The following is a 12536-nucleotide window of genomic DNA, read 5'->3' on the forward strand; positions in this document are numbered from 1 at the left end:
AAATGCGCCCTTAGACACCCTACGGTTCTTACCCCTACGGTTTTTAGGAAGATGAGTGAAACTATCCTGAGCTATCTCGGCCCTAACGATATTATCATCGATCAACCTGTGGTTTTGATTGGCAACTACGCTAGTCAATACATTGATACTATTTCGGTTCTGGCTGAGGATCAATATCCTTTACCTACCCAACTAAGTCCTCGATTAGGGATTTGGTTTATTCCCATGCCTAAAGGCTTTAATACCGCTGGAAAACGCTGGTTAAGAGTTCAAGGCAAAGACAAATCCGGTAAGATTGTGGCTGACACTTTGGCTGAGTTTACTGTAGGTAATACCGGGCTTAATATCGGTTTATCTCCTCAATTAATTATCCTCAAAAATACATCATTTAAACATGAGGCTATAGCCACTGATAGACTGGCATCAGAGCAAAAATATGATTTGTCAACTGGAGAAATATTAGCAGTTGATAGCTACGAAGTACAAAATGATCACTTTGCGATTCAACTAACTAATCCCCTGGGTAACTTAGGAAGAAATGGTTATTTCTATCGGTCAGATATTTTACTGATGCAAGGTTCCCAAATTCTCTGGTTTAATCGGGATGATATCCCCCCCAATCCTCCCGGAACTAAACTGATATTGATAACTCATGATACAGTCATTAAACGTAGTCCCGATGATAGATCAAAACTGCCGGACAATGCCATTTATCCCCTCAGCCAAGGTAGTAGTTATCTAGCCCTAGGTTACGCCTGTGTAGCTGATCATTTTCGGGTAACACTCACCGAATCACTCCCCGGTTATGGTCATGTAGGCTACTTGTATCGCTACCATTTGCAAATGTTTCAGGGAGACCGGGAAATCACCTTTGATCATAATGCCATTACCCTAACTATTATTAATACCACCCTGTTTAAAAAACGCCCCATTGACTCCGCCTATTTATCTCCAGAAGAACAAGTTACCCTTCCCGCCGGAATGATTTATGGGGTACAAAGTTACACCACTGAAGAGGGACATCTGAAAGTTGCCTTAACTGAAAATTTCCCAGGTTTTGGTAATACTGGTTATTTCTTTCCTGATTTTGTGCAATTAAACCGCGCTACGGCTTCCTATTCTCCGACTCCTAGCCTTACCTATGATGGACCCCCAGAAGTGTTAATAAATACACCTGTGGTTCTGAAAGGTAAATTTGATGGTCAACAAGCGATCGCCGTTTCTTTAGTAGCCGAAGACCGTTATCCTTTAGAAGTAGTGATAAATCGACAAGCCGGAACCTGGACGGTTAATTTAGAAGCCGGATTTAGTGAACCCGGATATCGATGGCTGCGCCTTAAAGCCACAGATGCTCAAGGTCAACTGGTGGGAAGTCAGATTGTCAATATTACCGTCAGTGAAAATGCCATGACCGTAGGGGAATCTCTACAACTTGATGTTATAGAAGATACCCTATTTAAAGTATCACCCCTTGATGCTAATTTACTCGGTTCTGAACAAAAAGTCACCGTCCCCGCTGGTCAAACATTTAAAGTAATCAAATATGGTCTGGTAGATGGTCACTTAAAACTATTGTTAGAAAATGGGATTCCTCCCATTGGTTCCTTTGGCTATTTTTTCCGGGGTCATGTTCGGTTGCGCCAAGGAACCACCACCTTAGCTTTTGACATGGAGGAAGTTCCCGACACTAATATTAGCGCTCAAATGCTGGTGACCACCACTACCCGAATTAAGGCGCAACCGATTGATTCTGCCAATTTAGCACCTGATCAATTTGCTGAGTTACTATTAGGACAAACTTTTGCTATTCGCGGATATGCTTCCTTACTCGGTCATTTCCGGGTCACACTAGACCAATCTATCCCCGGTTTTGGTAATGTGGGTTATGTTTATTGGCAGCACGTGAGTTTATTGCGAGATGGAAAAGCGATCGCATATAACCCCGATGCTATTACCATGACCATGAGGGAAACCACCGTCCTCAAAAAACGCCCCGTAGACTCAGGACAACTAGCAGAATCAGAAAAAACTACCCTTCCTCTGGGTCGGGTTTATGGTGTTAGTAGCTACAGTATAGAGCAAAGCCATGTCCGAGTCGCCTTAACTGAAGAATTGCCGAATTTTGGTAATACCGGTTATATATTTCCCAAGTTTGTCAAGTTTCAACGAGGGGGAAAAGTTTTTGATCCGACTCCCCCACAAGTGCAAATCAATGTCCCCTATTTTTCCCAGCGAGATAATCCCCGATTTTATTGGTCTACTTGTAATGTTACCTGTATCGCCATGGTCATGCACTACTATGGTGTGCGTTCTAAATGGGGTGGACAGTTAGAAGATGAACTCTTACAGTGGTGTTTTGATTATGCTGGACAAGGTTCTCAAACTAACCACAGTGTTTTATCCGCTTTAATTCGCGCCTATGGTTTTCAAAGCAGTTTTAGCACAACTCGCCGCTGGTCTGAGGTTCGCAACGAGTTGATTAATAGTCGTCCGGTCGTATTAGCCGGAGATTTTACTCCCTCCGGTCATATTGTCACCGTTATTGGTTACAACCGATATGGCTATATCGTTCATGACCCCTGGGGAGACGCTTACACTGGCTATTCCAACACCGAAGGTCGTCGCATTGCTTATTCTTATAGCTACCTAAATCGAGTTTGTGGACCAGATGGCAATGTCTGGGCGCATTTCATCCGACCTTAGTTCAATGTCCCTCTTTTGTGGCCCTGGGGTGACTTTGCTGGATTTCAGGCTAACATATAATCAGGGTTAAGGCCTGTTTTAGCCCCCAGTCTATAGAAGAGGGATAATTTATGTCTGATTTGAAATACTCATCATCATCTAAAATCGGGGTCGTTTGGTTAATTGTTGCCGCTGTTACCACCATTGTCTTATGGCAATTTTACTGGGGAAATTATGTCTTATATCCTTTCTCCATTTTGGCTACATGGTTTCATGAAATGGGTCATGGATTAACTGCTATTTTACTGGGAGGAAATTTTCATAAACTCTTACTTTTTCCTAATGGTTCCGGTCTCGCATATAATTCGGGTAACTTTGGTTCTTTAGCCAGAGCATTAATCGCAATGGGTGGTCCGTTGGGTCCCGCTGTAGCAGGTGGAATTTTAATATTATCTAGTCGTCGTTTTCAAACAGCCCACTGGTGTTTAATGGCTTTGGGTTCGATTATGTTGCTATCGGTTTTATTGTGGATTAGGACTTGGTTCGGAGTTTTTGCTATATTACTATGGGGGTTATTAATTTTATCCATTGCCTTTCAAACACCTAAAAAAATCCAGGCGTTTACTGTACAATTTATGGGAATGCAAGCTATTGTGAGTACCTACCACCAAAAACATTATTTATTTGGCAGTAGTTGGGTTAACATTGATGGTCAAAATTTGGTCTCTGATACTGCGAGAATTGCCCAATATTTGTTTCTACCTCAATGGTTTTGGGCTGCCTTAATTATGGTTATTTCTACTGCTATTTTCTGGTGGAGTCTGAAAATAGCCTATGGTTCTGATGAGTCAATAATCAAGAATTAACAATTAATTACCCACCCATATTCACCGCTCATTTTTGGAAATATACCAAGTTAAATTACCTGCCACTACAGATAGTATAGCTAAAGCCAAGAATACAGAAGAAAGACCAAATAAGGTTTCGGTAATACCCGCCAAAGCTAGGGGAAGTGACAAAGCAATATTAATGGCATTGTTTTGTAAGCCAAACACTTTACCGCGCATTTCTTCTGGGGTTTCGGCTTGGATGGTTGTTTGCATGGGAATTCCTACCATTGCACCAAATACGCCTAACATGGCAATCAACCCTAAAGCGGGTGCTAGTTGCTGACTAAAAAATGCTAAACCTACCAAACAAATAGCCATGCCAATGGAGCCCAATAGTGCGATTCTAAAGTGAGAAAATTTATGCCCTATATGACCGAGAATAGCTGCACCGATCGCCATTCCTAAGCCCCCCGCAGCCAGCAAAAAGCCAAATTGTGATGATTTGAGGTTAGGAATCAATTCCGCGACCCTAACGGCTAAAACAGCTAAGGCGGCAAAGATGGAAAATAAAATGACTAATTGCAGTAAAGCATTACGGACTCCATGATGATCTCGTAGATAGCGCATCCCATCGCGTAAATCTTCGAGGATGTGGGGTTGTTCTTGTGAGCTAATATTTTGTTGCTCTCCAGTTTTCATCAATAGTAATAGTAAACCGGCGATCGCATATCCACTACCGACAATCAACTCTTTTCCTACGGGTAATTGACTCCCCAGGCCTTCTAGCAAAGTATCGGCTAAAGCTAAAAGCGGTTCCCCCACGGCAAAACCGACAATCACAGAAGCCATCATGGTAGTTGTATATAGGGAATTAGCAGATAGTAAATGTTTTCGTTCAACAATTAAAGGGATAGTCGCCTGTTCTGCAGGGGCAAAAAATTGAGTGAGAGTAGAGACTAAAAAGGTAATCAGTAATAGCAAACAGAATCCCAAGGGGAACTTGGTAAATTTCATCCCTTCAGATAGCCACAGGAGAATGGGGAGGATAAGAACTAACCCACCTCGCAGCAAATTTGTTAGCACTAAGACCAGTTTTTTGGGCCAGCGGTCTACATAGACCCCGGCTCCGGCTCCAAATAATACAGCCGGAATGGTAAAGGCAATCATTACCGCTGAGACCCAACCGCTAATACTCTGGTTAGCCTGTTGAAACTCAGTAGAGATGACGGCAATCATCAGGACTAGGTAGACTTTATCAGCTAGTTGAGAGAAAACCTGTCCACTCCACAAGGCGAGAAAATTGCCATTTCTCAAAACCGGTAAAAATCCCCGTTCCTCTTCTGGTTCAGGGTCAGGGGGGTCTGAGTTGGGCTGTGTCGGCGCACAAGGCTTTTTCCCAACAGTGTCTGATGAACTGTAGGAGTTACCTGTTGAACTAGAATTGTAATCTGTGTAATCTACGGGTGTGCTTAGGTCTAAGCCGTTTCTTATTTCCCAGTCATCCATGGAGTTGTTCTGTTTGATGTTAAGATACTGAAAGCCGAAACGCACGGAATTGATGACGAACTATGGCTCTTACTGATATATTACAGGCAATCTGGTCACTCTCGGCCCTAGGGTTGGTGATTTTGGTACTCCTGCACAGTCCCAAGGGTGATGGTATTGGGGGAATTGGTGGACAGGCGCAACTGTTTACTAGCGCGAAAACAGCGGAAGTTACCCTAAATCGCATTACCTGGATACTAGCAATTGTATTTATGGGGTTAACCACGATTTTAAGCGCTGGTTGGCTTGGGTAGGGATTTTGGGGTTGGTGAGGCTTCGGCTAATAGGATTGAGTCTATTTACGATTTTTGTGATCGTAGTTTACGGTTGGCGATCGCCTGCTGTGGATCTGTCAATCCCGTTTCATCCCCATCCCCTCCCCCCATCTTTAGAACAATGGCAAGATCCTACGGACAGTGGTGATTATTTCGACCAGATAGCGCCGCCTAGATTTGGTCATCTGGTCTGGTCTAGTTTTCCAGTTCGTGTCTATATTGAATCCCCTACTGATCCAGGGGCTGAAAATTGGCGGGATCTGGTCTTAGATGCGGTGATGGACTGGAACCCCTATTTACCGATAGAAGTTATTGAGGATAGCGATCGCGCCGAGATCCAGATTTTCCGTCGTCGCCCTCCCCTACAACCGGGAAACCTGCGGGCTAGTTCTGCGGAAGCCAGATATCAGCTTTTTAAAGCCATTACTGGGAAAGATTCTTATATTTTGGGCCATCGCTTTACTATTTGGCTCAGTCCTACCCAAAGCGGGAAGTATATCACGGCAGCCACTCGCCACGAATTTGGGCACGCCCTGGGGATTTGGGGCCATAGTCCCATGGAAACAGATGTGATGTATTACTCCCAGGTTCGGGAACCTCCGCCTATTTCCCCCCGTGATGTGAATACCCTGCGGCGTATTTATGAACAACCCACGCAACTGGGTTGGCTTAATGTGAGGGCTCAGGAACCGGAATGAAGGTGTAGCCTGTATCTCAAGAAATTTTGCTAAGGGTATTGTCAAATCATATAGGCTTCTGCTAAGATACATATCTTGTGAGTAAAACTAAAAAATGCGACGGTTTTGGAGAGGTGGCCGAGTGGTTGAAGGCGCAGCACTGGAAATGCTGTTTAGGGGTGACTCTAACGAGGGTTCGAATCCCTCCCTCTCCGTTCGCTAACTCATGCGATCGGGATAAATCAAGGTGAGTTCCTTAGCTTAACCCTGGTGGTGCTAAGATATGATCTAAGAACAGTTGATTCGGTGGTAAAGTTTGTTGTTGATCTTAGCTGGTTATTTCCGTAAGGTATTAGCAGACGTTCCTCCCGGGTCTGTCGTCCCCTCGGTTATCAATGATTTTGGAGGAAACAAATGTCAATCTATGTAGGGAACTTATCCTATGATGTCACTGACGAAGATCTAAAAGAAGTCTTCGCAGAATATGGCACGGTGAAACGGGTTCATCTTCCCACCGATCGCGAAACTGGAAAGTTTCGTGGTTTTGCGTTTGTGGAAATGAATACCGAAGAAGAAGAAACTCGTGCGATCGAAGAACTTGATGGTGCTGAGTGGATGGGACGGGAAATTCGAGTTAACCAAGCTCGTCCTCGGGAAGATAAGAAACCTGATAGAGGGGGCCGCAGACCACGATATTAGAAAGTACTTTGACCCGAAAAGCGATCGCCTGTCCGTGACGGCGGCGATGGGGATGTAGGCGGTTCGCAGTCCTAAACACGGCGAACTAGCGTAGCCAAATTAAGTACGGAGAACCATCTACCCAAGGAAGTATTCTAGTATCGGAGTCATCCCTGCACAGTAAGTCACTACTGCTATGCTGGCCGCCTGCCTAAACAACTGACAAGTAATGGGAAGATGCAGAGCGTAGCTATATGGCTAGGCGATCGACTCGGAAACCAAAAAACCAAAGTAAGCCCAATAGCTGCCAAGGCTGGAGGGCTTAGAGGGATACTTGAATGTCCCGCTGTCCCCCATTTGAGGGTAGACAGGAATCCCCATAGTTTTAGTATTGGGGAGGTTCAAGCACAACTATGTCTTTATGAGGTAATCGTGATGGCCAAGCGTCGTAATTTAAAAAAAGAAAAGGCTGAACGCAACCTGGCCAATGCACGCCAGTATCGTAAGAGATTCAACCCCCACTCATCTCGTAATAAGCGCTTCAACCGCAACGATCGCCCGTCTGAGGGTGAACAAACATCTTCAGAGCAAGATTCTAAGGCTGAGTAGGTGATTAGGTTGGTGATAACAACAGTTATACAAATAACTTTGATTGTTGATCACGCTTCCCAAATGTATTGGAAAGCCCAGTTTAAACCTGATTGTTTGGACAAGTTTACCGACTAACTTAAACCCTTCCCTAATCCTTGGGGGAGGGTTGTTTTGTAGGTGATGATTTTGAAAATTGAGGCAAAAATCAATGAAAGCTAAACTCTATGATAGAATTGAAACCGTAATAGAAATAAAAGCCCATTTTGGTCGCCAAATTATCCCCAAGGGAACCGTAGGAACCGTTGTAGAGTGTTATCAAAATCCCCAAGAAAGTTATTCAGTAGACTTAACTATGGGGGGTGAGTATGAAAACCTGATTCTTAACCCGGAACAATTTATGGTGATGGGAGAAACCTCTGATGAAAGTAATTTAGGCACTCTCTTTGGCGGGACTAAATACGAAGTACCCCAAGCGGTTTTAGATGCTTCTGTAGCGCCCCAATCTCAGCCAGATTCGCCAGAATTAAAGGTATAATAAAACTGCACTGATAATCTAGTCATAATCATGAAGTGGGCTGTACGCTTGTATGGGGTTTTATTTGTGGGGGCAATTTTTCTAGGAATTGCCTTTCATGATTCTTTGGTAAAATCACAGGATTTTAGCCTAAGATTATTACATACAAACGACCATCATGCTCGCTTAGAATCGGTGGAAGTTGGGGATAATTTATTAGGTGGTATTGCGCGACGAAAAGCCCTAATTGATACACTGCGGGCTGAGAATGAAACCGCAACCCTATTGCTAGATGCGGGGGATATTTTCCAGGGAACTCTGTATTTTAATAAGTATTTAGGTCAAGCAGATGTTCCCTTTTATAATCAAATGAATTATGCGGCTGTGGCGATCGGAAATCATGAATTTGACCGAGGACAGGAAACCTTAGCGGAGTTTATTAGAAGTTCGGCGTTTCCGATGATTTCCTCTAATCTGGAAATTGATGTCACCTCACCGCTGTCTGATTTAATCGAATCTTGGATTATTGTTCATGTTAATGGTGAACAAATAGGTATTTTCGGGTTAACGACACCAGACACGGAGATTTTGTCTAGTCCTGGGGAAGGTATTAAGTTTATTGATCCGATCGCCGCTGCCAAAAAAACAGTTAAAATTCTCAGAGGTCGTGGTGTCAATAAAATCATCGCCCTGACTCATTTAGGTATTTATGAGGATATTAAATTAGCTCAACAAGTGGATGGAGTTGATCTAATTGTGGGCGGACATTCCCACACTCCCCTAGGAAATATACCAGGGGCGACTCAACCTTATCCTTTGGTGGAAACTTCCCCTAATGGGGATAATGTGTTAGTGGTGACTGATTGGGAATGGGGGAAATATTTAGGGGATTTACAAGTTGTTTTTGATGGTAGAGGTCATCTAATATCTTGGGCGGGTTCTCCTCATGCTGTGGATGAAAGTATTATTCCTGACCCAGATTTTGAAGCGCAATTGCAAGTTTTCCAAGCACCCCTGGAAGAATTACGAAATCAAGTTATTGGTGAAACTGATACTTTACTAGATGGCGATCGCCGAAATATTCGCTCGATTGAGACCAACTTAGGAAATCTAATTGCTGATGCAATTCTGGCAAAAATGCAGCCAGACGGTGCGGAAATAGCGATTATTAATGGGGGCGGAATTCGAGCCAGCATTCCGGCGGGTAAGATCACCCTTGGTCAAGTTATGGAAGTTCTCCCCTTCGGAAATACGATCGCTCGTTGTGACTTAACCGGAAATCAGATTAAACAACTGTTAGAACATGGTGTTAGTAGAGTAGAAAAGGGAGAGGGAAGTTTTCCGCAAGTGTCTGGAATTCAACTGATGTGGAATCCAGAAGCGCCCATAGGTTCGCGGATTATGTCAGTTAATGTCACCAGTCCTGATGGTAGCATGAAACCCCTAGAAGATGGTGTGAGTTATCGGGTAGTTACCAACACTTTTTTAATGACAGGCGGCGATGGTTACGAAATTTTCAAACAGTCTAAAAATCAGATAGATACTGGTTTTTTACTGTCAGATGTTGTGGCTGATTATATAAGCGATCGCCCCCTGATTAACCCCCCAGTAGGCGATCGTATCATCAAAGCACCTCTTTAACCTTACTACAACCCTTCTAAAATAGGTGTTGACACAAAATTACTGAAAGCAAACTCACCCACAGCGTGCCACTGTCGGATGTTATCTCGAAACTCTTTCCAGGGTTCATAAATATCTCGGAAAGAGGAATTTATACTAGCCATATCCTCCAGTAAATCCGTAGTTGCAGCCAAAGAAGCCTGTAAAATTTCTGGGCTAAAAGCCTTTAACTGAGTCCCTCCATCAATCAACCTTTTCAACGCTTGAGGGTTTTGCACATCATACTTAGCTAAAGTTTGAATATTAGCCGCCGACGCGGCTGTTTTCAGAATTTCCTGATACTCCGTCGGCAACCTATTCCAAGCCACCAAATTAATCTGTAAATCAAAACTAGATCCCGGTTCCCACCAACCCGGATAATAGTATAACCTCGCCGCATTATTTAAGCCTAACTTTTCATCATCATAGGGACCAACAAACTCCGCCGCATCAATAGCCCCCCTTTCCAAAGCCAGGAAAATTTCTCCTCCCGGTAAAACCTGAACATTCACCCCCAACCGGGAGAGAACCTCCCCACCTAAGCCAGGAATCCGCATTTTTAAACCATTCAAATCAGCGATATTATTTACTTCTCTTTTAAACCACCCCCCCATCTGAGCCCCAGAATTTCCGGCCGGAAAAGCAATAGTATTAAAATCGGCATATAGCTTATTCATCGCCTCAATACCGCCGCCATGATATAGCCAAGCCATCTGTTGCTGCGTATTAAGTCCGAAGGGAACACAAGTGCCAAAAGTCAAAGCCGGGTTTTTACCAATGTAGTAATAACTCGCCGTGTGGCCACATTCGACAGTCCCCTGTTGAATAGCATCCAACACCTGTAACCCCGGCACAATTTCCCCCGCCGCAAAAGTTTGTATAGTAAATCTTCCGTCTGTTAGTTTACTGACCAATTCCGCGATGAGTTCAGCAGCGCCATATAGCGTATCTAGGGAAGTTGGCCAACTTGTAGCCATTTTCCAGCGTACCCGTGGTAAAGAGTCACTTTGAACAGCCGGACCCGTATTTTGGGGACTACAGGCAGCCAAGGCGGCGGCGGTGGCCACTCCAGTGGCAGCATAACCGAGGATATTTCGACGTTTCATAATTTTTGCTTACTTTCGGTGAGAGAAATTAGGCCAGTGGGCTTGAGTATTTCATCTAATTTTAAACCCAACGGGTTCACTGAGCCAGTTTTGGCTGATATACCATATCACATAATTTAAAACTGTAACAATTTTTACATAATTTTGTATTTATAGATTTTTTTAAGTTATGGTACAGATATGAGGGAATCTAGCTGGGGATCAAGAAGTTGGTCAGAACAGATCGCTGTACTGTCTAGCTTCTGGCTTCAGCCTGAACAATGAATTAATAAAGAGGTTTAATAAATTATGGTTGTATCATCCCAGGTAACGACCACATCCCCAACTCCGGCTTATATTTGTCCATTCGATCGCACCTGTAGCTATTTAAACCAAGCGGCTGGGGAACTAGCCATGGACCCAAATATCTTGGTGATTTTAGAACATCCCCGGAAAGTCGTCACCGTTTCCATTCCGGTTAAATTAGACAATGGAAAAGTACAAATCCTCGCCGGACACCGGGTGCAGCACTGTGATGTCCTCGGTCCCTATAAAGGCGGAACCCGATATCATCCAACCGTTAATCTGGGAGAGTTGTCAGCCTTGGCGATGTTGATGACCTGGAAATGTGCCCTATTAGGGATTCCCTACGGCGGCGCTAAAGGTGGCATTGCTATTGACCCGGCACAATATAGCCTAGGGGAACTGGAACGCCTCACCCGTCGCTACACTAGCGAATTGATTAAAGATATTGGTCCGGCGATCGATATCCCTGCACCCGATATCGGCACATCCTCACGAGAAATGGCTTGGATGATGGATACCTATTCTATGAATATGGGTCATGCTGTCTTAGGTGTCGTCACCGGAAAACCCCTATCTATTGGTGGTTCAAAAGGTCGAGATATGGCGACCGGACGCGGGGTGATGATTACTGTCAGAGAAGCCTTATTAGAAAAAGGACAAACCCTAGAAGGTGTGACAATTGCTATTCAGGGATTCGGAAAAGTTGGCGGCGCGGCGGCACAGCTTCTTCACGAAGCAGGGGCTAACATTATTGCTGTTTCTGATGCCTTTGGCGGGGTTTTTGCGGATCATGGCTTGGATATTCCGGCTTTGCAATCTCATGTGAATAACCAGAAAACTGTTGTGGGTTTTCCTGGTAGCGATAGCATTAGCAATGCTGAATTACTCACCCTCCCCTGTGATGTTCTAATTCCTGCTGCTTTGGAAGACCAAATTACTGAAGATAATGCCGATCGCATTCAGGCTAAATTAGTGGCAGAGGCTGCTAATGCGCCCATTACTCTCATAGCAGACCAAATACTGGAAAGGCGGGGGATTACTGTCTTACCAGATATCCTTGCTAATGCTGGTGGTGTGGTGGTTAGCTATCTTGAATGGGTACAAGGTCAGTCTTTCCTTTTCTGGGATGAAAAACGGGTTAATCGCGAAATGGAAAAACTACTCCGTAGTGCTTACCACCGCGTTAGCCAACATTCCCAACAGCGGTCTGTCTCTTTACGACTTGCTGCCTATACTCTCGGTGTCGGTCGGGTGGCACAAGCTATTAAGGATAGGGGACTCTATCCATAGGAATAATTGATCATTATTCCTCTATTTCCCCCTGGTAGACGGCGATCATGTAGGGGCGGGTTCTGCTGTTAATTAATCGAACCACCAGAAGATTAATAAACCCGCCCTCTCTCTCTGTTTCGGCGGGTTCTGCTGTTAATTAATCGAACCACCAGAAGATTAATAAACCCGCCCTCTCTCTCTGTTTCGGCGGGTTCTGCTGTTAATTAATCGAACCACCAGAAGATTAATAAACCCGCCCTCTCTCTCTGTTTCGGCGGGTTCTGCTGTTAATTAATCGAACCACCAGAAGATTAATAAACCCGCCCTCTCTCTCTGTTTCGGCGGGTTCTGCTGTTAATTAATCGAACCACCAGAAGATTAATAAACCCGCCCTCTCTCTCTGTTTCGGCGGGTTCTGCTGT

General features: G+C 44.3%; 11 protein-coding genes and 1 tRNA gene. 10 read left to right on the plus strand and 2 right to left on the minus strand.

Annotated elements, in window-relative coordinates; genetic code table 11:
* Positions 1-51 precede the first annotated feature (51 nt).
* Together P5674_RS10955 and P5674_RS10960 are read left to right on the plus strand one after the other, a co-directional pair.
* Positions 52-2703, plus strand: coding sequence for a C39 family peptidase (locus P5674_RS10955; RefSeq protein WP_315669994.1), 2652 nt, complete (start codon positions 52-54; stop codon positions 2701-2703).
* Between the two features lie 110 nt (positions 2704-2813).
* A complete protein-coding gene (locus P5674_RS10960; RefSeq protein ID WP_006618746.1) occupies positions 2814-3548 on the plus strand; it encodes a M50 family metallopeptidase in 735 nt (244 codons plus the stop codon).
* A gap of 21 nt (positions 3549-3569) precedes the next feature.
* On the opposite strand, the gene P5674_RS10965 is transcribed toward P5674_RS10960, so the two are convergent.
* Entirely contained in the window at positions 3570-5018 is a 1449-nt protein-coding gene (locus P5674_RS10965) for an MFS transporter (protein WP_006618747.1), read from the minus strand.
* Between the two features lie 62 nt (positions 5019-5080).
* Between P5674_RS10965 and secG the strand changes: the two genes are divergently transcribed.
* From secG to P5674_RS11000, 7 genes are all read left to right on the plus strand, one after another.
* Complete coding sequence (gene secG, locus P5674_RS10970; RefSeq protein ID WP_006618748.1) at positions 5081-5311, plus strand: preprotein translocase subunit SecG; 231 nt, start codon at positions 5081-5083, stop codon at positions 5309-5311.
* On the plus strand, positions 5299-6030 hold the full coding sequence (locus P5674_RS10975; protein WP_006618749.1) for a hypothetical protein: 732 nt from the start codon (positions 5299-5301) through the stop codon (positions 6028-6030). The genes secG and P5674_RS10975 overlap by 13 nt, the downstream gene beginning before the upstream one ends.
* Positions 6031-6137: 107 nt before the next feature.
* Positions 6138-6224: transfer RNA gene (locus tag P5674_RS10980), tRNA-Ser, on the plus strand.
* A gap of 199 nt (positions 6225-6423) precedes the next feature.
* Positions 6424-6708: an RNA recognition motif domain-containing protein gene (locus P5674_RS10985; RefSeq protein WP_006618750.1), complete on the plus strand. Its 285-nt coding sequence runs from the start codon at positions 6424-6426 to the stop codon at positions 6706-6708.
* A 414-nt stretch (positions 6709-7122) separates the two neighbouring features.
* A complete protein-coding gene (locus P5674_RS10990; protein ID WP_014275388.1) occupies positions 7123-7296 on the plus strand; it encodes a hypothetical protein in 174 nt (57 codons plus the stop codon).
* 190 nt (positions 7297-7486) lie between these two features.
* Positions 7487-7813 carry a DUF4926 domain-containing protein gene (locus P5674_RS10995; protein WP_006618752.1) on the plus strand — a complete coding sequence of 109 codons (327 nt, stop codon included), beginning with the start codon at positions 7487-7489 and terminating at the stop codon, positions 7811-7813.
* Between the two features lie 30 nt (positions 7814-7843).
* A complete protein-coding gene (locus tag P5674_RS11000) occupies positions 7844-9433 on the plus strand; it encodes a bifunctional metallophosphatase/5'-nucleotidase (protein ID WP_006618753.1) in 1590 nt (529 codons plus the stop codon).
* A gap of 5 nt (positions 9434-9438) precedes the next feature.
* Here P5674_RS11000 and P5674_RS11005 read toward each other — a convergent pair whose 3' ends face one another.
* Positions 9439-10557 carry a TRAP transporter substrate-binding protein gene (locus tag P5674_RS11005; protein WP_006618754.1) on the minus strand — a complete coding sequence of 373 codons (1119 nt, stop codon included), beginning with the start codon at positions 10555-10557 and terminating at the stop codon, positions 9439-9441.
* A 288-nt stretch (positions 10558-10845) separates the two neighbouring features.
* Between P5674_RS11005 and P5674_RS11010 the strand changes: the two genes are divergently transcribed.
* Complete coding sequence (locus tag P5674_RS11010) at positions 10846-12132, plus strand: Glu/Leu/Phe/Val family dehydrogenase (protein ID WP_006618755.1); 1287 nt, start codon at positions 10846-10848, stop codon at positions 12130-12132.
* Positions 12133-12536: the final 404 nt, after the last annotated feature.

The sequence above is a fragment of the Limnospira sp. PMC 289.06 genome (assembly GCF_032350395.1).
GTDB classification, from domain to species: domain Bacteria; phylum Cyanobacteriota; class Cyanobacteriia; order Cyanobacteriales; family Microcoleaceae; genus Limnospira; species Limnospira platensis.